This is a genomic window from Pseudomonas sp. NPDC089408 (assembly GCF_044749445.1).
Lineage (GTDB): Bacteria > Pseudomonadota > Gammaproteobacteria > Pseudomonadales > Pseudomonadaceae > Aquipseudomonas.
Window position 1 is genome coordinate 1 of the sequence record NZ_JBIVHY010000022.1, and the last position, 22,028, is coordinate 22,028.

Here is a 22,028-nt window from a genome sequence, read left to right on the forward strand (position 1 = left end):
CATCGCGGTTCAACTGGATATCCTGGAAGAACCCGGTCTTGAACAGGGAACGGGTCGAGTCCACCAGGCGGCGGTCATCGGCCTGATCGCCAACGTTCAGCGGCAGGGCACCGAACACGCTGCCGGCGGAAACCCGCTGCAGGCCGTTGACGCGAATGTCGGCGATCCTGAACGGTGCGGCATGGGCCAGCGTGGCTTTCAGCAGCAGGATGGAGAGCAACAGGCGCGGGTAGTTCATCGGGGGTTCCAGACAAGCGGATTTGGAGGGGAGCAAGCGCGGGCAACCCGCAAGCAGCGGGCGATGAGGATACGGGCGGGCTGTGTACGGCGCGGTTAGCCGAGGGTAAAGATGTGTAAAGTCCGACCGGCCGGCGGTGACAGCGCCGGCCTGCGGGGCGATCATTATCACCCCTGCAAACCTGATACCTGGCCCTGATGATCCCTGTGCTGCTGGTCGACGACGACCGCGAACTGACCGAAATGCTCTCTTTGTACCTGGCCCGCGAAGGCTTCCAGGCCACGGCCGTTGACACCGGCGAGGAGGGCGAGACCCAGGCGTTGTCCGGCAATTTCCAGGTGGTGGTGCTGGATGTGATGCTGCCCGGTATTTCAGGCATCGAAGTGCTACGCCGTGTGCGTGTGCGCAGCCAGGTGCCGATACTGTTGCTGACCGCCCGTGGTGACAACATCGACCGCATCGCCGGCCTGGAGCTGGGTGCCGATGACTATGTGCCCAAGCCCAGCTCCCCCGGTGAGCTGGTAGCACGCCTGCGGGCGATACTGCGCCGCGTGAAGCCGCACCTGATGGGCGAAGCCAGTGCCCCCGAGGCGCCCGAACAGGTGCGCAGCGGCGCCTTGAAAATGTGGCCAGGCCGGCGCGAAGCGCATTGGGGCAGCGCCACGCTGGAGCTGACCGGCTCCGAGTTCAGCCTGCTCGAAGCGCTGGCCCGCCAGGCTGGCCAGTTGGTCAGCAAGCAGGACCTGTCACTGAACGCCCTGGGCCGGCCGCTGACCCGCTACGACCGGCGCATCGACGTGCACGTCAGCAGCATCCGGCAAAAACTTGGCCCCCGTGCCGACGGCAGCAGCTGGATCCAGAGCGTGCGCGGCATGGGCTATATGCTGATCGTCGAATGATGCGCCGGCGCCTGTTCTGGAAGCTGTTTCTGGCCTTCTGGCTGGCCAATACCCTGACCTTCCTGGTGGGGGCGGGGGCTTTCATGCTCAATGACCTGCGCGGCGATACCCCCGGGTTGCGCTCGCTACTGGCCACCGAACTGCAACTGCTCGAACGCCATGGCGAACGGGCCGGTCGGCAATTGCTCGATGTGTCGCCACAACCGCCGGATGTGCAGGTCGGGCTTTACGACGATCAAGGCCGACTGTTGGCAGGCAAGACAGTGCACACGGCGCGTTTCGAGCAGGCGCTGATCGATCGCGACGGCCGCCCGCTGGTGCTGCGTGCTTCGGTGGCGACCAGTGTCGGTATGGCGCCGCGGCCACGCAACGTGGGCCCGTTTGTGACGGGCGCACTGATGAGTGCGGTGTTCGCCCTGCTGTGCAGCCTGTACCTGACCCGCCCGCTGGCCTGGTTGCGTGAGGCCATGGGCCAGGTGGCCCAGGGCCGGTTCGATGTGCGGGTAAGGCCGCGGCTGGGCAAGCGCCGTGACGAGATCGTCGAGCTGGCCGAGGACTGCGACCGCATGGCCGGCCAGCTCAAGGCCCTGGTACAGGCGCAGCAGAACCTGCTGCATGATATTTCCCACGAGCTGCGCTCACCGCTGACCCGCATGCACGCCGCCATCGGCCTGATGCGCCAGCAACCCGACCGGCCCGACATGCTCGAACGGGTCGAGCGCGAGTCACGGCGCATGGATGACCTGATCGAGCAACTGCTGACCCTGGCCCGTGCCCAGTCCCGCCAGGGCAACAGCGATTTTGCCAGCGTGGATGTGGTCGAGCTGCTGGCGCAGATCGTTGAGGACGCCCGTTTCGAGGCCAGCATGAAGCAGTGCCAAGTGTCCTTGCTGGCGCAGGGCGCGTTTCTCATGCATGGCCATGAAGAGCTGCTGTACCGGGCCTTCGAGAACATCATCCGCAATGCCGTGCGCTACACCGCGCCCGGCACGGCGGTGTTGGTGGAGGCCGCACCGGCACCGGGTGGGCAGTGGTTGCAGGTGTGCGTCAGCGACCATGGCCCTGGCGTCGACCCGGCACGCCTGCAGCGCATCTTCGAGCCGTTCGACCGGGGTACCGACAGCAACGGTGACGGCTTCGGCCTGGGCCTGGCGATCGCCCAGCGGGCCATCGCCCTGCACGGTGGCAGCATCACCGCACTGGCCGCCACCACCGGGGGCTTGCGGGTACGCATCGAGCTGCCACAAGCCAGCGCTATTTGAAGCCGGTCACGGCGTGCGGAACGTAAGGGGCCTGCAAGCGCGCCACTTCGTCCTCGCTCAGCTGCAACGACAGCGCGCCCAGCGCATCGTCCAGGTGAGCGGGCTTCGAGGCACCGACGATAGGCGCTGAAACGCCGGTTTTACCCAGCACCCATGCCAGCGCTATCTGGGCCATGGGTACGCCGCGTTCGCCGGCAATCTGCTCGACCACATCAATGACCCGGCCGTCTTCGACTTCGGTGTTTTCATAGAACGACTGCCCGGACAGGTCTGTGCGGGTACGCTCGGTCTGCTGCCCGTGCGGCCGGGTCAGGCGCCCACGTGCCATCGGGCTCCAGGGCATCAGGCCGACAGCTTGGTCCAGGCACAGCGGGATCATCTCGCGTTCTTCTTCGCGGTAGATCAGGTTGAGGTAGTTCTGCATCGACACGAAGCGGCTCCAGCCATTGCTGGCTGCCACCTGCTGCGCCTTGGCAAACTGCCAGGCATACATCGACGAAGCGCCGATGTAGCGGGCCTTGCCGGCCTTGACCACGTCGTGCAGGGCTTCCATGGTCTCCTCGATGGGGGTGTGGTAGTCCCAGCGGTGGATCTGGTACAGGTCGACGTAGTCGGTGCCCAGGCGCGCAAGGCTGGCGTCGATGCTGGCCATGATGGCCTTGCGGGACAGGCCTTGTTCATTCGGCCGGCTGGTGCCTTGCCACATGTTGGCGGGGAAGAACACCTTGGTGGCAATCACCGTTTCCTCGCGGCGGGTGAATTCTTTCAGCAGCTTGCCGACGATGGTTTCCGAGGTGCCGGCCGAGTAGCTGTTGGCGGTGTCGAAGAAGTTGATACCTTGCTCGACGGCGTGGCGAATGATCGGCCGGCTGGCGTCTTCGCCCAGCGTCCACGGGTGGGTGCCGGCATCCGGTTCGCCGAAGGTCATGCAGCCCAGGCACAACCTGGAAATGTCCAGCCCGGTGCTACCCAGTTTTACGTATTGCATGGTCGTCTCCTTCAAAGGCACTGGTGATGGAGTAAGCCTAACGCTGGCAGCCTTGCGCGAAAATTCTGCATTGCTGCAGGTTTCATCCGCAAAAATTCACAAGTCCAGCAGTGGCCGCACCTGTTGCTGGAGAAAATCGGTAACCGCCTTGATCCGTGGCGTGGCGCGCACGTCTTCATGCACCGCCAACCAGATTTCAATGCTCATGGTCTGCTCGGCGCTTCCGGCTTCCTTCAAGCCATGTTCCTGAGCCATGAACGCCGGCAGGCACGCGATGCCGATACCGCCGGCACAGGCCTGGGCCTGGATGCGCAGGTCGTTGCTGTGCAGCGCGAAGGGCTGCTGGCCGGCCTGGCGGTTGAGCCATTGCTGTTGTGGCGAGCTGGCCTGGGACTCGTCGTAGCCGATGTAGCGACGGGAGGTGGCGCTGGCCAGGTAGCCTGGCGACGCGTACAAGCGGTAGTTCAGGTGCCCCAGCAGGCTGACCACCAGGGTTGGCTCGGTCGGCCTGGCCAGGGCGATGCTGATGTCGGCTTCGCGGCGTGCCAGCGAGGCCTTCGACTTGCTGCCGACCAGCTTCAGGCGCAGTTGCGGGTAGCGCTGGTACAGCTCGCCCAGGCGCCGGGCGACAATGCTGCCCAGCAGTGCCGGCGGCGCCGCCAGCACCACTTCGCCCTCTACTGCGTGCTGGCCGGCGCTGGCGAAGTGTTCCAGGGCGAACGACGACGTGGCCATTTGTTCGGCGAGCTCCGCAACGCGCCGGCCTTCGTCGGTGAGGGCATAGGCGCGCGGGCGGCGGTCGACCAGCTTGAGTTTGAGCGAGGCTTCGAGTGAAGCGATGCGCCGGGCTACGGTGGCGTGGTCGACGCCCAGGGCCTTGGCGGCGGCGGACAACGAACCGGCCGAGGTGAAGGCGGAGAAATGGCGCAGGTCTTCCCAATCGAACATGAATGGCTCGGCGGTGGCGAGGGTAGAAAGGGTTAGGGTAACCCTTTATGCCAATGACGGGCATATCAGGGCTGCTTTGCAGCCCATCCGACCGGTCCGGCGCCCCGGCAAGGCCCACAGGTCAAGCACAATGGCCGAGTTCACATTGCACCTGTGGGAGCGGGTTTACCCGCGAAGCAGGCGGCGCCGGGGATGGCAGCGGCTTCGCCGGTGTTCGCGGCTAAAGCCGCTCCTACAGGGAACATAACGCGGCGTATGATTTCAATGATGCGATCCTGGCGACCGGGGCCCGCTATTTTGCCGAGGTGGCGCGGCTCAGCCTGCCGGGTTGATCATTGAAGCGGGGGCCGCTTTGCGGCCCCAAATGCCTGAGCTCAATGCCCGCCTTTCATCCGCCGCGCCACCAGGTAAATGCCCAGCCCGACCAGCGCTGTCGCCGCACCGATATACCCGGTGCTGGTCCAGCCCATGCCTGCAGTAATCGCCATACCCCCCAGCCACGGCCCTAGCGCATTGGCCAGGTTGAACGCCGCGTGGTTCGACGCCGCCGCCAGGCTAGGCGCTTCATGGGCAATGTCCATCAAACGAATTTGCAGCGGCGCCGCCAGCGCAATCATGGTGCCGACCAGGCCGATGCCCAGCAGCAGGCTCCACAATGCCTGTGCGGCAAAGGTGAAGAACAGCAGCACGGCAATCGACCACACCAGCACAAGCCCTACCGCGCGGAACTGCAAACGGTCGAACAGCTTGCCGCCGGCGATGTTACCGACGATACCGCCCACACCGAATGCTGCCAGGCCGAACGGAATCCACTGTGGGGACACCAGGGTCACCTGCAGCATGGTCGGCGCCAGGTAGCTGAACACGCAGAACATGCCGGCAAAGCCGATCGAGGCGATGGCCAGCGCCATCCACACCTGCGGCAGGGTGAAGGCTTGCAGCTCCTTGCGCGGGTCACTGCGCACTTCATCGTGACGCTGCGGCACATAACGCCAGACCATGGCGATGGTGCACAGGGCAATTGCGCCGACCAGCACGAACGCCGAGCGCCAGCCGAAGTACTGGCCGAGGAAGGTGGCTACCGGGTTGCCAAGCAGCATGGCCAGGGTCAGGCCCATCATCACCCGGGCCACGGCCCCTGCGCGCTGGTCCTTGGGCACCATGCTCGACGCCACCACGGCGGCAATACCGAAGTAGGCGCCATGGGGCAGGCCACTGATGAAGCGAAAGGCCACCAGGCCGCTGAACGATGGTGCAAACGCGGTGGCCAGGTTGCCCAGTGCATACAGCAGCATCAACAGCAGCAACATGTGCTTGCGCAGCAGTTTGGCCCCGAGAATCGCCAAGGTCGGCGCGCCGACCATCACCCCCAGCGCATAAGCGCTGATGGCATGGCCCACTTGCGGTTCGCTCAGTTGCAGGTTGCTGGCAATATCGGGCATCAGGCCCATGATGGCGAACTCGCCGGTGCCGATGGCAAAGCTGCCCAGCGCCATGGCGGCTTCCATCTTGGCGACGGTGCTTTTGCTGGGGAGCGGGGGTAGTTCCTGGACTGACATCTGTATCCCTATTGAGGCATGCGTGAAACATGCTGAAACGTTCAAGGCGGGATGATAGTCAATCCATGACTGCAACGTCGAGGAAGCTGAACGGCTTCCCCGCGTGCTGGCTGGGGTCAGGCGGGTTCGGTTGCCGGGTTGGCGAAGGCTGCCGGAGCGGCCTGAAGGCGGGACTGCAACTGGTCCACGTAGGCTTGGGCGTGCTGGATATCAGCGAACGACACGGGGTGCCCGTCGATGATCACCTTGCAGCCTGCGTCCTGCTCATTGCGTACGATTTCGATCTTCATGCCTGCTCCTTGATGTTGTTCTGGCGCGGGCGAGAATAGCTTGATTAGCTGGCTAATTAAAATGAAATAACCGCTCTAGCAAGCATCTTTCAGCTTATTTTTCAGACATCCATAATGCTGCTTTACGCAGATCCCCTGTAGGAGCGGCCTTGTGTCGCGAAAGGGCCGCAAAGCGGCCCCGGCAATAGCCGCCTGATGCACAAATTCTGGGGGCGCTTCGCACCCCGATCGCGACGCAAGGCCGCTCCTACAAGGGCTTTAAGGCGGGCTGAAATCAAAGGGTCAGCTTCTTGCTGAACTTGGTCTCCATCACGATATGCGAAGCCGTATGGGCCACCCCCTTGATCAAGTTGATTCGGGTCAGCTCGGCATTCAGTTCGCCCAGGGTGTGGGTGGTCAGGTGGATGATGAAGTCCATTTCCCCCGACACCGCATACACCGCCTGCACTGAGTCCATCTTTCGCAACGCGGTCATCACGTCGGTGTAGCTCTTGTTGCTGCACGAGGTCATGGTGAAGCAGTTGATTACCTGCTGCAGCTTGTCCTGGTCAATGCGCACGCTGTAGCCAGTGATCACGCCGGCGTTTTCCAGGCGGTTGATGCGTTCCTGCACGGCGGAGCGCGACACGCCCAGCGTACGCGCCAGCGAGGCGGTGGGTTCGCGGGCGTTGGCCTGCAGCAGGCCTAGCAGTTGCCGGTCTTTTTCGGTGAGCTTGAACAGCGCGCCGGGGGGCAGGGCATCCATGGCGGTTCCTGGTAAGGTTCTAGTTGTTGTACTGCGCGCGGGCTTCCTGGAAGCGGTCCATCAGCTTCAGCCCGGCATACACCGTTTGTGCTGCCGCCGGCCCGAACGGCCCACCATTCCATTCAAGGCCGTAGGCATCGAACAGGCGGTAGCGGTCGCTGTCGCCGCAGACCGCTTCGGCGACTACCCGCGCGCCCACGGGTGCGGTGTTCATACCATGGCCCCCAAATGAAGTACAAGCCCACAACCCCGGGCCCAGCGGGCCAATGTGCGGCATCTTGTGGCGCGCATAGCCCATCAAGCCGGACCATGCCTTGGCGATCTTCAACCCCTGCAACTGCGGGTACACGCTGAGGATGTCACGGGTCAGCAACTGCCCCAGGCGCTGTTCATCCTGCAGGTTGCGGGTGGTGATGTGGCCACCCCAGAGCAGGCGATCACCCTCGACGATGCGGTAGTAGTCGGAAGCGCGGCGGTTGTCTCCGACTGCATCTGTAGTACGTACTACGTCATGCAGGCGTTCACCCAGGTGTTCGGTCAGTACCACATAGGTGGCAATCGGCAGGAAGGCCCGGCGCAACTGGCCAAACTCGGAGCCACCATAGCCGCCGCAGCAGTACACCACATCGTTGCAATTGACCGCGCCCTGGGCGGTGACCACCCGGTGGTGACCGTGCTTGCGCTCGACCCGCAGCATGGGCGACTGCTCGTGCAGGCGGCCACCAGCAAGTTCGACCAGTTCGGCCAGGCCCAGGCAGTAGTTCAAGGGGTGGAAGTGAAAACCATGGCTGTCACGCAGCCCCTGGAAGTAACGGTCGGTGTTCAGGCGGCTGCGCAGCGCCTGGGTATCGAGGTACTCCATGTTGAAGTCGAAGTCGCGGGCCATGCGGTCGCGAGTGCGCTGAAGGTTGTCGGCGTCGTCGTAGCGCACCACGCTGAGCTTGCCGGTGGTGGCGGCGCAGCCAGGCAGCTGATGGTGAGCGATGGTGTCGCGGACGATATCGACGCCCTCCAGCGACAGCCGGAACAACGCCGCCGCTGTCTGCTTGCCACAGCGCCGCTCGATCGCCGTCAGCCCCTCGGACCAACCCTGCAGCACGAAACCGCCATTGCGCCCGGAGGCGCCCCAGGCCACCCGCGCCGCTTCCAGCAATACCACCGAGCGCCCGCGCGCCAGCAGTTCACGGGCTACGCTAAGGCCGGCCAGGCCACCACCGATCACGCAGACATCGGCCCGGGTTTCGCCGGCTAAAGCGGCGCGCTGCGGGGCAGGGCGCATGGTCCCGGTGTAGTAGTTGTTGCTGTAGCTGGACATCGGCTGGGTCATCCTTTTACTGGGCGCTGCAGGTTTTGCGGGTATGGGGTGCCGTACGCCCTCCAGTTGAAGGGCGTCGGCAGGCGGGGCCGGGGGTTACTGCACTTGGGTGAGGTCGGCGCCGTACCACTTCTCGGACAGTTGCTTCAACGTACCGTCAGCTTTCATGCTGGCCACGGCCTTGGCCAGTTCGGCATTGAAGGCGTCGTCGCCCTTGTCGGTGGCGATCGCCAGCGGTTCGTAATAGGCGGGCTTGCCCTGTACCGGGGCGATCGGGTAACCGGCCTTGATCGCGCCCATGATGGTGGGCAGTGCCGACAAAGTGGCGTCCAGACGCGTGCCGTTGCCCATGCGCAGGTCATCCAGCGGGCCCATGCTGTCGCCGTAGGTTTGCACATCGCCGGGTTCTACTTCATACGTGAAGGCCGGCACGTCGGCTGCATCAATCTTCAGGCGGCGGTTGATGTAATCCTCGGAAGTGGTGCCGGCTTCTACGCCGATGGTCTTGCCATTGAGGTCGGCCGCGCTGGCGCCCGCGGCGTCCTTGTGTACGGCGAACACGTATGGGGTGTAGTAATAGATGGCGGGGAAATCCAGCACGCGGCCACGCTCGGTGGTCGGGGTCATCGAGCCGACCGACAGGTCCCAGCGGCTGGCCCAGCGCCCGGCGGTGATGATGCCGTACTCGGGGGTGACGAATGCCACCTTGCTGCCCAGGCGTTTGCCAATCTCGTTGGCCACATCGATGTCGAAGCCCTTGAGGGTGTTGTCTTCGCCGAGGAACGACTGCGGTGGCCAGTTGGCGGCGGTGGCGACCTTCATCACCTTGCTCTGGTGGATGCGGTCGAGGGTGGCACCGGCCCAGGCGGCACCGGCCATCAGGGTCAGGCTGCCGGCAACGGCGGTGAGGGCGAACAAGCGTGCGACTGGGTTCATTCGGTAAGTCTCCGGGCATGCGATTGTTGTTGTGGTGTTGGCACAGCGGTAGACACAGGCCTCAGTGGCTGAGGATCTGCGAAAGAAACTCCTTGGCGCGCGGATGGCGCGGGTTGTCGAAGAATTCGTTGGGCCGGCCCTGTTCGATGATCTGGCCCTGGTCCATGAAAATGATGCGGTCGGCGACCCGGCGCGCGAAGCCCATTTCGTGGGTAACGCAAAGCATGGTGATGCCGTCCTGGGCCAGTTCGCCCATCACGTCGAGCACTTCCTTGACCATTTCCGGGTCCAGCGCCGAGGTGGGCTCGTCGAACAGCATGATGCGCGGCTTCATGCACAACGCACGGGCAATGGCCACACGCTGTTGCTGGCCGCCGGAAAGCTGCCCGGGGAACTTGTCGGCCTGGCTGGCGATGCGCACACGGTCGAGGTATTCCAGGGCCAGGGCGCGGGCCTGGGCCTCGCTCAGCTTGCTGACCAGGCGCGGGCCGAGCATCAGGTTTTCCAGCACGGTCAGGTGCGGGAACAGGTTGAACTGCTGGAACACCATACCGACCTGGCGGCGGATGCCGGCCACGCTGGCTGCATCACGGTTCAGCGGGTTGCCGGCGATCAGCACCTGGCCTTTCTGAAAGTCTTCCAGCAGGTTCAGGCAGCGGATCAGCGTGGACTTGCCGGAGCCGGACGGGCCACAGACCACCACGATCTCGCCGCTGGCGATTTCCAGGTCGATGCCTTTGAGCACGTGAAACTCGCCGTACCATTTCTGCAGGCCGCGGATCGATACGGCGGCCTGGGCGGCACTGGGGGTGAAAGGCTGGTTCATCATCAGGTTCCTCGATCAGCGGTGGGCGCGGTCGAAACGTTTTTCCAGGCGGGCCTGCACGGTTTCGAGCAGGATCGACAGCACCCAGTACAGGACGGCGGCGGTGATCAGCATTTCCAGGTGACGGAATTCGGCACGGCCCTGGGTACGGGCGAGGAACATCAGCTCCCACACACCGATCACCGATACCAGCGAGCTGTCCTTGAGCATGGAGATGAACTGGTTGCCAGTGGGCGGAATGATCAGGCGCATCGACTGCGGCAGGATCACCCGGGTCATGGCCTGGAACGGCGTCAGGCCAATCGCCCGCGACGCCTCCCATTGCCCGCGCGGGATGCTGCTGATGCCGGCACGGAAGATCTCGGTCATGTAGGCGCCATAGCACAGCGACAGGGCGAGGATGCCCGCCGGCACTGCACCCACCACGTAGCCGAGCTGGGGGATGCCGAGGTAGATCAGGTAGATCTGGATCAGCAGCGGCACACCGCGGAAAAACGAGGTGTAGAAGCTGGCAATGGCAATGGCGAAACCGTTGGACGAAAGCCGCGCAGTGGCCCCCAACAACGCCAGGACGAAGGCGATGGCAATGGAAATGGTCGACACATAGACGGTGGTGAACACCCCTTGGGTGATCATGAAGCCGACCTTGCTGGCGATGAAGCTGTAGGACAGGTCGAAGGTGTCGAAAAACAGCAGGAACAGCAGCAACAGTTCGCACCAGACGGTGATCACCTGGGCCCGCAGCGGAAAGCGGCCCAGAATGAACAGGTTCAACACCAGGGTGACGGTCAGGGTGCCCGCCACGGCGAGGTTGCGCAGTAGCGGTGCCTGCAGGTCGAGCACGATCGGGCCCATCAGCTTGGCCAGGCTGCCGTCACCCACGCCATAGAACAGGGCGAGGGCGAAGATCGCGGCCGTGACCAGGCCCATGAAAGCCGGGTTGTCGGTCGCGCGCGGTTTGACGATATGGTCTCTGTACATGGGGATCGTGCCTCACGGAGCTGGGCTCGTTTGTTGTTGTGAGGCCATTGTAGGGAGGCGAAGCGCAGGCAAGAACCTGTCGAAATGTAACGAATCAGCAGTTTATCTTGGCATTTGCCGGGTCTTATCCATGACATTTGCAATTGAAGACCCGGCAGAAGCGCATTCCTTTGTAGGAGCGGCTTTAGCCGCGAAAGGGCCGGAACAGGCGGGCATCAACGCTCCAGGTAATGCGTTTGCGCGGCAAAATCAATAAACCGCTTGCTCGCCAAAGACAGGTATTCCCCCGACCGCCAGCACAGGCGGAAGCTCATCTGCTGCGCCGGCCGGAACGGCACGCCCACGATGCCCGGTGTACGCTGCTGCACCGAGCGCAGCAGGGTAGCCACCCCCATGTTGTCCAGTGCCGCCTGCACCACCAGCGAGACAAAGTTGCTCTGCAGGGCCACCTGATAGGTGATCCCGTGTTCGGCAAAGAATGCGTCCAGCAGGTGCCGTTGCACGAAGGTTCGGTCAAATACCACCATGTCGGTGTTGCGCAGGTCTTCGGCAGTGAGGAAAGCCTTGCCGGCATACGGGTGGTCGGGGTGCATGCAGGCCAGCATCTCGTCGCTGCCCAGCAGGATCGATTCCTTGTCTGCCGGCACCCGTCGCGATTCCAGCAGCGCCAGGTCGATTTCCCGCTGCTCCAGGCGGTGGCCGATGTCTTCGGCACTGCCTTCGAACACGGTCATGGCAATGCCCGGGTACAGCCTGCGAAACGCGTTCATCAACCCCGGCACGTAATGCAGGCCGAACATCGGCGGGATACCCAGGCGCACTTCGCCGCGCTTCAGGTCGGCCATGTCGCGCAGTTCCTGCCGGGCGACATCCATTTCGCGCAAGGCCGAGGCAATGCGCGGCAGAAACTGCTCACCTTCGGCAGTAAGGATGACCTTGCGCGTGGTGCGGTTGAACAGGGTCACGCCCAGTTCTTCTTCCAACCGGGTTACCGCCATGCTCAGCGCCGGCTGGGCAATGTGCAGGTGCTGCGCAGCCTTGGTGAAGCTGCCTTGCCGGACGATTTCGACGCAGCAACGCAATGCCTTGAGGTTCATCGAGGGGTACTACCTTTCATGCCAGTTGCATTCATAACGAACTGTGATGCTAAGCATCATAACAATATATTTATTATTATTAACCAGAGGGCCTACGATGCGCGCCACTGAGACATCCTGCAACATCTCAGTCACCCAGCTTAATAAATCTGCAATCCCACAAAGATTTTGAGGTAGTACCCCAAATGGCCAAGGCCGCCGATGTCGTTGTGCAATGTCTGGAAAACGAAGGTGTCGAGTATGTATTCGGCATTCCTGGTGAGGAAAACCTCGACCTGCTCGAATCCCTGCGCAAGTCGAAGATCAAGCTGGTACTGACCCGTCATGAGCAGTCTGCAGGTTTCATGGCTGCCACCTACGGTCGCCTGACCGGCAAGACCGGCGTCAGCCTGTCGACCCTCGGCCCTGGTGCCACCAACCTGGTTACTGCCAGCGCCTACGCCTACCTGGGCGGCATGCCGATGATGATGATCACCGGCCAGAAGCCGATCAAGAAGTCCAAGCAGGGCCGCTTCCAGATCATCGACGTGTGCGGCATGATGGACCCCATCACCAAGTACACTCACCAGTTCGCTTCGGCCGACAACATCCCGGCGCGCATGCGCGAAGCCTTCCGCCTGGCTGAAGAAGAAAAGCCGGGCGCCGTGCACCTCGAACTGCCAGAAGACATCGCCGCCGAGCAGACCGACGCGCTGCCGATCCCGCGCAGCCTGCACCGCCGCCCGCTGGCCGAGCACGTGGCCATTGAAGCTGCTGTTGAGAAGCTGCTGGCCGCCCGTAACCCGATCCTGGTGATCGGCGCTGGCGCCAACCGCAAGATGACCGCCAAGGTCCTCAAGCAGCTGATCGACAAGACCGGTATCCCGTTCATCACCACCCAAATGGGTAAAGGTGTGGTCGACGAGCGCCACCCGCGCTTCCTGGGTAACGCTGCACTGTCGTCCGGTGACTTCGTGCACCGCGCCGTCGAAGCGGCCGACCTGATTATCAACATCGGCCACGATGTGATCGAAAAGCCACCGTTCTTCATGGTCCGTGGCGGCACCGAAGTCATTCACATCAACTTCCGCTCTGCCGAAGTCGACGCAGTTTACTTCCCGCAAGTGGAAGTGATCGGCGACATCGCCAACGCCGTGTGGCAGATCAGCGAAGCCCTGAACGACACTGCGCACTGGGACTTCACCCGCCTGATGGCGATCCGTGAAGCCAACGAAGCGCAGATCGCCGAAGGCGCCGACGACAACCGCTTCCCGGTCTACCCGCAGCGCATGGTTGCCGACATCCGTCGCGTACTGCCGTCCGAAGGCATCGTTGCCCTGGACAACGGCATCTACAAGATCTGGTTTGCCCGTAACTACAAGGCGCACAAACCGAACACCGTGCTGCTGGACAACGCCCTGGCGACCATGGGCGCTGGCCTGCCATCGGCCATGGCGGCGCACCTGGTGCACCCGGACCGCCCGGTAATCTCGGTGTGCGGTGACGGCGGCTTCATGATGAACAGCCAGGAGCTGGAAACTGCAGTCCGTTTGGGCATGCACATCACCGTGGTGATCCTGCGTGACGACGGCTACGGCATGATCCGCTGGAAGCAGGCCAACATGGGCTTCACCGATTTCGGCCTGGACTATGGCAACCCGGACTTCGTCAAATACGCCGAAGCCTACGGTGCCAACGGCCACCGCGTGGAAAGCGCCGAAGGCCTGCTGCCGCTGCTGGAGCACTGCATCAAGACCCCGGGCGTGCACGTGATCGACTGCCCGGTCGATTACAGCGAAAACGACCGCATCCTCAACAGCGAGCTGCGTGAGCGCGCGCTGGCGGTGTAAACCCTGAGGTCCGGCGCCAACCGCAATGGCTGGCGCCAATCCCCCTGTGGGAGCGGGCGAGCCCGCGAACACCGGCGCAGCCGGCGCCATGCACCGCGTTGGATTCTTCGCGGGCGCGCCCGCTCCCCAAGGTACTGTGCTGGCTTCAGGCTGACGCGATCCCTGTAGGAGCGGCTTCAGCCGCGAACACCGGCAAAGCCGGTGCCATCTATCACGGTACTTGCTCAGCTGCCGCAGTCTTCTACGCTCTGAAGGGAGCTGGGGGAGCTGGGTTCATGTTAAGGATAAATGCGCGATACATCGGTATTCGCGGCTTGATGCTGTCGCTGTTGTCAGCCAGTGTGCTGGTCACCTTGGCCACCTGCCTGGTGGTGGCGCATGGGGTGGTGCGGGACGCTTTGATCCACTCGGCGCTAGAGTCGCACAGGGCCTATGCCTACAAAGTGGCGTCGGGTGTCGATGCGTTCATCGACTCGGTGCATGAACGCCTGCAGTACAGCAGCGAGTTGATCGGGCATGATTTCAGCAATCGCAGGCTCGCGCAGGCAGAAGCGAAACGCTTGAAAGTGCAGGACGCCGAGCTTGAACTGGTCGTCGTTGCCGATGCCTCGGGGACGATCCTTGACGGCTACCCACCATTGGATTTCTCCACCACAGAGAAACTCAACGAGGCGGTCCGCCAGGCAGCAAGTGCCCGCCTTCCCCTGGTCAGCCAGGCCTTTACGTCACCAGATGGCACCTTCAGCGTGCTGATTTCCAATCCCATACGCGATGGTAAAGGCGATGTACTTGGCGTGCTTGCCGGGTTGGTCAAGCTTCGCGAAGGCGGGGTCATGAGCATCATGATCGGTACGCACCAATTGGCAGACGCCTTCGCCTTCGTTGTCGATGATCACTTGCAGATCCTCTACCACCCCGACCCGTCCAGGCTGGGTGCGGTGCTGAATACCAGTGCCACGGCGCATGCGGCCTTGCGTGGAGGGGAGGGTGAACTGGAGTCGACCGACTATCGCGGCATACCCATGTTGGCAGGGTATGCCGAAGTGAAAGGCGCACACTGGGCGGTGGTGACCCAGCAACCGCGGGAAAACGCGCTGCAGCCACTGAGCGCACTGATGCACGACATGCTGCTGAAGTTACTGCCGGTCAGCCTGCTGGGGTTAGTGTTGATCCTGGCTGTCTCGACCCTGGTCACTCGTCCATTGCGCCAACTGGCCAACAGCGCACAGCAGGTCCCTGACCTTGGTGCCAGCCAGCAGCTGAAAACAGTCAATGCCTGGTACGCCGAGGCGGCGGCCATTCGCAAGGCACTGTTGGCCGGGGTGCGTTCGCTGGACCAGAAAATCAGCGACCTCAACCACGTTGCCGAGAGCGACCCGCTGACCGGTTTGATCAATCGCCGAGGCATGAATGCAGCCCTGGCCATCCTCGATCAGCAGGGGCAACCCTACTGCGCCTTGGCGCTGGACATCGACCACTTCAAGCGGGTCAACGACACCTGGGGGCATGATGTCGGCGATGTCGCCCTGCAGCATATTGCCGGCATCATCCAGGCCTGTTCGCGAACCGGCGACCTGGCGTGCCGGGCGGGCGGTGAAGAGTTCAGTCTGTTGCTGCCGGACACCAGCCTGACGATGGCAACCGAGATAGCCGAACGTATTCGCACGACAATAGCCACCCGCCCGCTGGACAAGGTCGGGGTGATGACCATTTCCATCGGCGTTGCCGGCCGCGAGTCGGCCGGGCAGCTATCGGCAGCGGTGCTTAAAAAGGCCGATGAGCGCTTGTACCTGGCCAAGCAGGCCGGGCGCAACCAGGTTGTGGCACAGGGTTGAACGCCATCATCTATCCAAATTGGTACAGGGCACCGGCTGCGCCGGTGTTCGCGGCTAAAGCCGTTCCTACAGGGACCGCGTCAGCCTGAGGCCTGCACGGTCCTCAACAAACCTTGCAAGCTGGTCAGAATGGCATTGGCATCGTAGGGCTTGCGCGTTACCGGCACATGCTGCAGGTGCTCGGGAATACTGATGCCGTCGCCATAACCGGTGGCAAACAGGAATGGAATCTGCCGCCGCACCAACTCATCGGCCACCGATATGGAGGTGCCGGTGCCCAGGTTTACATCCAGGATCGCGGCATCCGGTGCGCGGTCAGCCAGCAGCCGTATGGCCTCATCCTCGGAACTGGCGGTGATCACGTCCTTGATCTGCGCATCATTGAGAATCTGCTCCAGGCCAACGGCGATCACCAGTTGGTCCTCAAGGATCAAGACGCGCAAGCCTGCCCGTGCGGCAAAGGCATCGGCGGCCTGCGCGATCGGCGCGGCGATGCCGGCAGGCTCGGTTGCTTCGGCCACGGAAAGGTGTTTGGCCGGGATCCTGAACAGCCCTTGCAGGCCCTCGGGGTGATAGTCCACTGCGCTGGTGCCGCCAAGGTCGAACGGGATGCTGCGGTCGATCAGCACCGAGCCGAAGCCAGTGCGGCTGGGCGGGCGTACCGTCGGGCCGCCGCTTTCACGCCAGGTAATGGCGCAGGCGCCGCTTGCTTCAATGCTCCAGCCTACGCAAAGTGTGCCGCCGGCCCGCGACAGCGCGCCGTACTTGGCGGCATTGGTCGCCAGTTCGTGCAGCACCAAGGCCATGACCGAATAAGCGCGGGCATCCAGAATCACGTTCGGGCCTTGCAGTTCGATCACGCCAGCGCCAGTGCGGTAGGGCAATAGCTCGGCCTCCAGCAGTTTGGCCAGGCGCCCGCCACCGTCACCTCGCACCACCTGGTCGTGGGCGAGGGACAGTGCCTGGATGCGGCCTCTCAATGTTGCCACGTAGTCGTGCAGGGTCTGGCTTTCCGAAGTCGGGTGGGCAACCAGCGCGCCGATCAGCGAGAGGATGTTCTTGACCCGGTGGTTGAGCTCTTCGTTGAGGATGCGCTGGCGCACTTCAGCCTTGGCGCGTTCGCTGGCCAGCAGTTCGCTGTTGTACAGCACCACTTCGACGATAGCGGTGCGGATGGCGTCGCCAAACTGGCGGTCCTGCTCGGACCACGGCAACGATTGCTGGTGAACGGTTTCTTTCCAGAGGGTGAAGCTTTTGCGCGGTGTCAGGCGGTCGCCCAGCGCGCCACTGGCGTAGGTCTTGCTCGGGTCCCCGGCCCAGTCGAGCGTCTCGACCACCTCCTTGCGGAAGAATATCAGGTAATCCCTGGGGTGCTGCGACATCGGAATGATCAGCACGCCAGACACGTCGGTGAAGTACGCCTTGGCTGCCGGCAGTACCGTCGACAGGCGGTTGGACGCCCAGGTGCGGGCGTCGCCGACAATGTCGGCCAGGCGCAGCAGATCAGGCACGGCCGACTTCGGTGGGGCCACCCCGACGGACGCCCAGCGGCCCTGCAGTGACATGCCGATGCCGTCGCAGGGGATCAACGCCATCAGCCGGGGCAAGCGGGCATGGAAGAACCCGTCGATGTCAGCGGCCTGGTTGGCGTCACGCAGCAGGCTGTCCAGCGCTTTGTGCACCTGCACGGCGGCTTCAAGCTTTTGCCGGCTGCGCAGGGTTTCGATATGCAGCGAGAAGAACTCGCCAAACATTTCCGCCGCTACCCGCAGCCCCATGGCCAGCGTGCGCGGTGCATAGTGGTGGCAGGCGATCAGCCCCCACAACTCGCCGTTGACGATCACCGAAATCGACATCGATGCGCCCACGCCCATGTTGTTCAGGTATTCACAGTGAATAGGCGAGACGCTGCGCAGGTGCGCGTAGGAGAGGTCAAGCGGCTCGCCGGAGAGGTCGAGCACCGGGTCGAGGGGAACCGTCTTGAACTGGGCATCGGAAATCACCCGGATCGGGTTGCGCAAGTACAGCGCACGCGCTTGCTGGGGGATATCGGAGGCCGGGAAGTACTGGCCCATGAAACTTTCCAGGTCGCTGCGTTTGGCCTCTGCGACTACTTTGCCGGCGCCGTCCGCACCCAACTGGTAGATCATCACCCGGTCGTAACCGAGCACGGCGCGGATAAACCGCGCAGCGTCGCGGAACAGCTTGCCGGTCTTGTCGATTTCACGCAGTTGGGCGATCAGTGTACGGGCCAGTTCGACGGGCTCGGCGATGTTGGCGCCTGCGGGTTCGAATTCGAGGATCGCCGTGCCTTTGAACAGATGGGCGGCGATATCGAAGGCCTGGCCATTGGGCAGCCTGACGCCGAAGCTGAGTGCGGGCCGTGCGGCTTCCCGGGTGCGGGCCAGCGCGTTGCGCAGGGTATGGGCGACCTCATCCCCTAACACCGCCTGCAGCTTCAGGCCATTGATATCGCCGGTTAGGCCCAGCATTTGCGGGGCATTGACCGAATGGCGCAAGACCAGTGTCGCCGATGCATCGCAGGCCAGCAGGCAGCCATGGGGCTGGATGCTACCGGGGATCTGGATCGGCTCACGGTCGCAGTTGGTCAGGTTTACTGGGGTATCGGAGGTCATTGGCCGTGCCTGTAGGGGAAGTAGAGGCTACCAGCAGGTGGCCATCGTTCGTCAGCCTAGCAGGCCTTGCCCGCCTTGTGCCTACACGGCACTATCCCCGCGGTCATCAGAGAACCCCAGCTCACGGATGAACATCGAGAACAGCTCCGGGTGCGACGAGATATTCAGTTTCGCGTACAGGTGGCGCCGGTGCACCTTGATGGTTTCCGGTGAGATACCCAGCCGTTGTGCCATGGCTTTTGACGAGTAACCGCGCAGGATCAGCCGGGCAATTTCCAGCTCACGCTCGGACAGCAAGCCTTGGCCAAACCTGGCCAGGGCATCGCCAACCGGAGCTTGCACTGGCAGCGATTGGCCGCTGCGTGCCCAGTGTTGCTGAAGCAGGGCCAGCACCCAGGCGCTGACCAGGTTCAGCTTGCCCAGCTCTGCTGCGTCGAAGGCGCGACGCATGCCCAGCGACAGCGACAGCACACCCGCAGGCAGCTGCAGCAGAAACTGCACTTCATCCACCAGCACATGGTCCTGGAAGTAGTTCTGGTAATAGTCGGTCTGCCAGAAATGGTCCGGCGCCACTTCCTCGAGGTGATAGCAACCAGTAGCCAGGCCTTCGCGGGCGGCCTGGTAGAACGGGTCGAGCAGGTACAAGCCGTCGAGGTACAACTCGCCGGCCACGGGTGCCGGTGCGGCGTCGTATTCCTCCAGCACGTGCGGTGCGCCCTGGGCCGGAAAGTGAATCGCCAGGGCGTTGTCGAACGGTACCCAATGCCGCAGTAACAAGATCAGCTGGCGCCAGAAGCGCGTGCTGCCGATGTGCTCGATCGCCCGGGCCAAGGCGGTGTGGCCGGCAACTTCATGAAAGAGAATGTCCACGACTGCATCCTTGGAAGGGGTAGAGCAAGCAGGGGCTGCAACGCAGCCCTGGGGCATTGGCGCCTGATTCACCGTCGCTGTCAACCGGGGGTACCCCTTTGTGGGAATTGTCCGGCCAGCTAGCGCCGCATAGATTCCGTACCCATCAAGCGGGCCGTCGAGCCCGCCACGCTTCGCTTCCTGGTTCTGCCTCCTGACACCAACAATAACGTGAGGATGAACAAATGACGTCCAGCAGTGCACCCGCTCCAGAGCTCAAACCGACGCTAAGCGTCGCTGATGTAGTCGCCATTACCGTTTCTTCGGTCACCCCCGCCAGTTCGGTGTTCGTCATCGCGCCTTTTGCCATCGCCCAGGCCGGCACCGGGGTCATATGGGCCTTCATGCTCGGCGGCGTACTGGCGCTGATGTTCGCGCTCTGCTATGCCGAACTGGGCCGTGCGCACAGTGTGGCAGGGGGGGAATACGTGTTTGCCAAGCGCGTGTTTGGCGGCATGGCCGGCTATGCCACCTTTCTAACCGTGCTGGCAATGCTGGTGTTCATTCCACCGGTACTGGCCACCGGGGCCGCCACTTACCTGAATGCGGCGCTGGGCACCCAGCTTGACGGGCAGGCAGTCGCCTTGGTGATCGTGGCCCTGGGTTACCTGCTGGGGATCCTCAACATCAAGCTGAACGCGTGGGTCACCGGCATCTGCCTTCTGCTTGAAGTGGCGGCGTTGATGGTGATCGTGGTGCTGGGCTTCGGTCACGCCCAGCAACCGGTCAGCAGCCTGGTCAGCCCGTTGGTACTCGACAACGGCCTACTGCACGCGGCGCCCTGGGCGCTGGTGGTGGGTGCGATTGGCACCGCGCTGTTCTCGTTCAACGGTTATGGTGGCGCCGTGCTGCTGGCCGAAGACATGAAGTGCGGCGGGCGCGGCATACCCAAAGCGGTGTTGTGGTCACTGGTGCTGGTGGTGGCTATCGAGGTGGTCCCGCTGGTGGCGCTTCTGGTCGGTGCCCCCTCGCTGGAAGCGATGCTGGCCAGCCCCGATCCGATTGGCTACCTGCTGACCGCTCATGGCAACGAAACCCTGTCGCGCCTGGTAAGCGCCGGGATCTTCCTTTCGGTGTTCAACGCGATCATCGCGCTGGTGATCCAGAGCGGGCGGGTGATCTACAGCAGTGGGCGCGACGCATTGTGGATGCCGACCCTGAACCGTGCGTTTACCCGGATCCATCCCAAGTGGGAGTCGCCGTGGCTGGCCACGCTATTCCTCGCCGTGCCGTCTGCGGCGCTGACCTTCAGTTCCAACCTGTCGGAGCTCACTTCGTTCACCGTGCTGCTGATCCTCTGCGTGTACCTGGTGGTGGGCTTGTGTGCACTGTTCAGCCGGGTAGTGCGCCGTGACCGTGAACACCCGTACCGCATGCCGCTGTGGCCGCTGCCGGCACTGGCGGCGGTGATCGGTGCCGGGTACCTGCTGACGACCTTGCTGAGCACGGCTTCGGCGCGGGACATATTCATCATCGTTGGCATTCTGCTTACCTCGGTGTTGCTGTACGGCACCTATGGCAAGTTGAGCCCAGCCTTTCAGAAACTTTGAGCGAGAAACAAGATGCGAGCACGCGATTTTGGTATCACGCTGGGCCTTGGCCAGCCCGGCCCGCACAACGCCATTACCGATGTACCGGGGGTGCGGGTTGGTCACGCCACCCTGAATACCACCCACGCCGGCAAAGCGGTGCGCACCGGGGTCAGCATTATCGAGCCGCGAGAAGGCCCGGCGCGCTATCAGCCATGCTTTGCCGGCTGCCATGTGCTCAACGGCAATGGCGATGCCACCGGCCTTGAGTGGGTTCGGGAAGCGGGCCTGCTGACCACCGCCATTGCCACCACCAACACCCACAGTGTCGGCGTAGTGCGCGATGCGCTGATTGCCCATGAGCACGCGACCCTGGCTGATGCTTCGACCTACTGGTGCATGCCGGTGGTGATGGAAACGTATGACGGCGTGCTGAACGACATCTGGGGCCAGCATGTAAATGCCGACCTGGTCCAGCAGGCGTTGGGCGCAGCCAGCAGCGGGCCAGTGGGCGAGGGGGCGGTTGGCGGGGGTACCGGCATGATCTGCCATGAATTCAAGGGCGGCATCGGGACGGCGTCGCGGGTGCTGTCGGCCGGGGAGGGAAGCTGGACGGTAGGTGCTTTTGTCCAGGCCAACCATGGCCAGCGTCGTGAGTTGCGGGTGGATGGTTACCCGGTGGGCCGGGTGTTGCTCGATCTGCCTTCGCCCTTTGATCAGCAGGACACCCCAGGCATGGGCTCGATCGTGGTAGTGCTGGCCACCGATGCACCGTTGCTGCCGCACCAGTGCCAGCGCCTGGCGCAACGGGCGGCGCTGGGCATTGCCCGCACAGGGGGCGGTACCGATGACTCCAGCGGCGATATTTTCCTGGCGTTTTCGACCGGTAACACTGGGCTGGCACCGGCCGACTACAACCGCCGCGACCTGCCAATGACGGCGCAGGTGGCGATGGCCAACAACGACCATATCTCGCCGTTGTTCGCAGCGGCAGCCGAGGCAGTGGAGGAGGCCATCGTCAATGCGATCCTGGCGGGGCGCATGATGCTGGCTGACGACGGGCGCGAAGTGCCAGGCCTTGAGGGTGAACGCTTGCTCACGGCGCTCAAGCAAATGGGTTGGCAGGCCCAAAGCTGACGCGGTCAATGTAGGAGCGGCTTTAGCCGCGAAGCATCCAACGCGGTGCATGGCATCGGCTGCGCCGGT

The 22,028-nt window shown here is 63.3% G+C and carries 18 protein-coding genes and 1 pseudogene; 6 read left to right on the forward strand and 13 right to left on the reverse strand.

What is annotated here, in order from left to right; all coding sequences use genetic code 11:
• Positions 1–238 (reverse strand): annotated as a pseudogene (locus tag ACIP02_RS24180) (outer membrane assembly protein); the annotation flags it as partial.
• A gap of 197 nt (positions 239–435) precedes the next feature.
• Between ACIP02_RS24180 and ACIP02_RS24185 the strand changes: the two are divergent.
• Positions 436–1,137, forward strand: a complete 702-nt coding sequence (locus ACIP02_RS24185) for a response regulator (protein WP_400621664.1) — start codon at positions 436–438, stop codon at positions 1,135–1,137.
• Entirely contained in the window at positions 1,134–2,399 is a 1,266-nt protein-coding gene (locus ACIP02_RS24190) for an ATP-binding protein (RefSeq protein ID WP_400621667.1), read from the forward strand. Before ACIP02_RS24185 ends, ACIP02_RS24190 begins: the two co-directional genes overlap by 4 nt.
• Here the strand turns inward: ACIP02_RS24190 and ACIP02_RS24195 are convergent.
• The 10 genes from ACIP02_RS24195 to ACIP02_RS24240 form a co-directional block, all read right to left on the reverse strand.
• Complete coding sequence (locus ACIP02_RS24195; protein ID WP_400621670.1) at positions 2,392–3,387, reverse strand: aldo/keto reductase; 996 nt, start codon at positions 3,385–3,387, stop codon at positions 2,392–2,394. The two genes, ACIP02_RS24190 and ACIP02_RS24195, sit on opposite strands and share 8 nt — an antisense overlap.
• 96 nt (positions 3,388–3,483) lie before the next feature.
• Positions 3,484–4,335 carry a LysR family transcriptional regulator gene (locus ACIP02_RS24200; RefSeq protein ID WP_400621673.1) on the reverse strand — a complete coding sequence of 284 codons (852 nt, stop codon included), beginning with the start codon at positions 4,333–4,335 and terminating at the stop codon, positions 3,484–3,486.
• Between the two features lie 374 nt (positions 4,336–4,709).
• Positions 4,710–5,894: an MFS transporter gene (locus ACIP02_RS24205; protein ID WP_400621676.1), complete on the reverse strand. Its 1,185-nt coding sequence runs from the start codon at positions 5,892–5,894 to the stop codon at positions 4,710–4,712.
• Between the two features lie 116 nt (positions 5,895–6,010).
• Positions 6,011–6,184 (reverse strand): hypothetical protein, encoded by a 174-nt coding sequence (locus ACIP02_RS24210; protein ID WP_201207070.1) that lies wholly within the window; start codon positions 6,182–6,184, stop codon positions 6,011–6,013.
• A 274-nt stretch (positions 6,185–6,458) separates the two neighbouring features.
• Positions 6,459–6,929 (reverse strand): Lrp/AsnC family transcriptional regulator, encoded by a 471-nt coding sequence (locus tag ACIP02_RS24215; RefSeq protein ID WP_400621679.1) that lies wholly within the window; start codon positions 6,927–6,929, stop codon positions 6,459–6,461.
• 19 nt (positions 6,930–6,948) lie between these two features.
• Positions 6,949–8,244 (reverse strand): NAD(P)/FAD-dependent oxidoreductase, encoded by a 1,296-nt coding sequence (locus ACIP02_RS24220; protein ID WP_400621682.1) that lies wholly within the window; start codon positions 8,242–8,244, stop codon positions 6,949–6,951.
• 96 nt (positions 8,245–8,340) lie between these two features.
• A complete protein-coding gene (locus ACIP02_RS24225; RefSeq protein WP_400621685.1) occupies positions 8,341–9,180 on the reverse strand; it encodes an ABC transporter substrate-binding protein in 840 nt (279 codons plus the stop codon).
• Between the two features lie 61 nt (positions 9,181–9,241).
• Positions 9,242–10,006, reverse strand: a complete 765-nt coding sequence (locus tag ACIP02_RS24230) for an amino acid ABC transporter ATP-binding protein (RefSeq protein ID WP_400621688.1) — start codon at positions 10,004–10,006, stop codon at positions 9,242–9,244.
• A 15-nt stretch (positions 10,007–10,021) separates the two neighbouring features.
• The gene (locus ACIP02_RS24235) at positions 10,022–10,987 is read right to left on the reverse strand and encodes an amino acid ABC transporter permease (protein WP_400621691.1); all 966 of its coding nucleotides are present in this window, start codon (positions 10,985–10,987) and stop codon (positions 10,022–10,024) included.
• A gap of 215 nt (positions 10,988–11,202) precedes the next feature.
• Positions 11,203–12,084, reverse strand: a complete 882-nt coding sequence (locus ACIP02_RS24240) for a LysR family transcriptional regulator (RefSeq protein ID WP_400621694.1) — start codon at positions 12,082–12,084, stop codon at positions 11,203–11,205.
• Positions 12,085–12,269: 185 nt separating this feature from the next.
• On the opposite strand from ACIP02_RS24240, the gene ACIP02_RS24245 reads away from it, so the two are divergent.
• Both ACIP02_RS24245 and ACIP02_RS24250 read left to right on the forward strand, forming a co-directional pair.
• On the forward strand, positions 12,270–13,913 hold the full coding sequence (locus ACIP02_RS24245; RefSeq protein WP_400621697.1) for an acetolactate synthase large subunit: 1,644 nt from the start codon (positions 12,270–12,272) through the stop codon (positions 13,911–13,913).
• A gap of 275 nt (positions 13,914–14,188) precedes the next feature.
• Positions 14,189–15,748 (forward strand): diguanylate cyclase, encoded by a 1,560-nt coding sequence (locus ACIP02_RS24250; RefSeq protein ID WP_400621700.1) that lies wholly within the window; start codon positions 14,189–14,191, stop codon positions 15,746–15,748.
• Between the two features lie 80 nt (positions 15,749–15,828).
• Here the strand turns inward: ACIP02_RS24250 and ACIP02_RS24255 are convergent, their stop codons facing one another.
• Both ACIP02_RS24255 and ACIP02_RS24260 read right to left on the reverse strand, forming a co-directional pair.
• The gene (locus ACIP02_RS24255) at positions 15,829–18,384 is read right to left on the reverse strand and encodes an HWE histidine kinase domain-containing protein (protein WP_400621703.1); all 2,556 of its coding nucleotides are present in this window, start codon (positions 18,382–18,384) and stop codon (positions 15,829–15,831) included.
• 81 nt (positions 18,385–18,465) lie between these two features.
• Positions 18,466–19,254, reverse strand: a complete 789-nt coding sequence (locus ACIP02_RS24260) for a LuxR C-terminal-related transcriptional regulator (RefSeq protein WP_400621706.1) — start codon at positions 19,252–19,254, stop codon at positions 18,466–18,468.
• A gap of 224 nt (positions 19,255–19,478) precedes the next feature.
• Between ACIP02_RS24260 and ACIP02_RS24265 the strand changes: the two genes are divergently transcribed.
• Both ACIP02_RS24265 and ACIP02_RS24270 read left to right on the forward strand, forming a co-directional pair.
• Positions 19,479–20,843 (forward strand): APC family permease, encoded by a 1,365-nt coding sequence (locus ACIP02_RS24265; protein ID WP_400621709.1) that lies wholly within the window; start codon positions 19,479–19,481, stop codon positions 20,841–20,843.
• 12 nt (positions 20,844–20,855) lie between these two features.
• The gene (locus ACIP02_RS24270; protein ID WP_400621712.1) at positions 20,856–21,959 is read left to right on the forward strand and encodes a P1 family peptidase; all 1,104 of its coding nucleotides are present in this window, start codon (positions 20,856–20,858) and stop codon (positions 21,957–21,959) included.
• Positions 21,960–22,028 lie beyond the last annotated feature (69 nt).